This is a genomic window from Enterobacter sp. ENT03 (assembly GCF_019218745.1).
Taxonomy (GTDB): Bacteria; Pseudomonadota; Gammaproteobacteria; order Enterobacterales; family Enterobacteriaceae; genus Enterobacter_D.
Genome location: NZ_JAHUXA010000045.1, coordinates 1 through 644 on the forward strand (window position 1 = coordinate 1; position 644 = coordinate 644).

Annotated in this window: 2 tRNA genes and 1 rRNA gene; all 3 read left to right on the top strand. The window is 48.1% G+C overall.

The window, feature by feature from the left end:
• Positions 1–79: ribosomal RNA gene (locus KW828_RS21645) — 16S ribosomal RNA — on the top strand; the annotation flags it as partial.
• Positions 80–150: 71 nt separating this feature from the next.
• Positions 151–227 (top strand) — tRNA-Ile (locus KW828_RS21650).
• A 74-nt stretch (positions 228–301) separates the two neighbouring features.
• Positions 302–377: transfer RNA gene (locus KW828_RS21655), tRNA-Ala, on the top strand.
• Positions 378–644: the final 267 nt, after the last annotated feature.

Here is a 644-nt window from a genome sequence, read left to right on the forward strand (position 1 = left end):
TACCACTTTGTGATTCATGACTGGGGTGAAGTCGTAACAAGGTAACCGTAGGGGAACCTGCGGTTGGATCACCTCCTTACCTGAAAGAACCTGCCTTGCAGTGTCCACACAGATTGTCTGATAGAAAATAAAGCAGTAAGAAATCTCTGCAGGCTTGTAGCTCAGGTGGTTAGAGCGCACCCCTGATAAGGGTGAGGTCGGTGGTTCAAGTCCACTCAGGCCTACCAAATTCATCCTGGACCTGCGTTGCAAAACGCCCTGTCTCAGAAAGAATACCGGTAACGAGATTTGCAATTACGATGGGGTTATAGCTCAGCTGGGAGAGCGCCTGCCTTGCACGCAGGAGGTCTGCGGTTCGATCCCGCATAGCTCCACCATACTTTACTGCTGACAACAAGAAAACTTCAGAGTGTACCTGAAAAGGTGCACTGCGAAGTTTTGCTCTTTAAAAATCTGGATCAAGCTGAAAATTGAAACGACGCACTGTTTCTTTTCTCCGTAATAAGAAAAGAAAAACGGTGTGTTCGAGTCTCTCAAATTTTCGCAATCAGAAGTGAAACATCTTCGGGTTGTGAGGTTAAGCGACTAAGCGTACACGGTGGATGCCCTGGCAGTCAGAGGCGATGAAGGGCGTGCTAATCTGC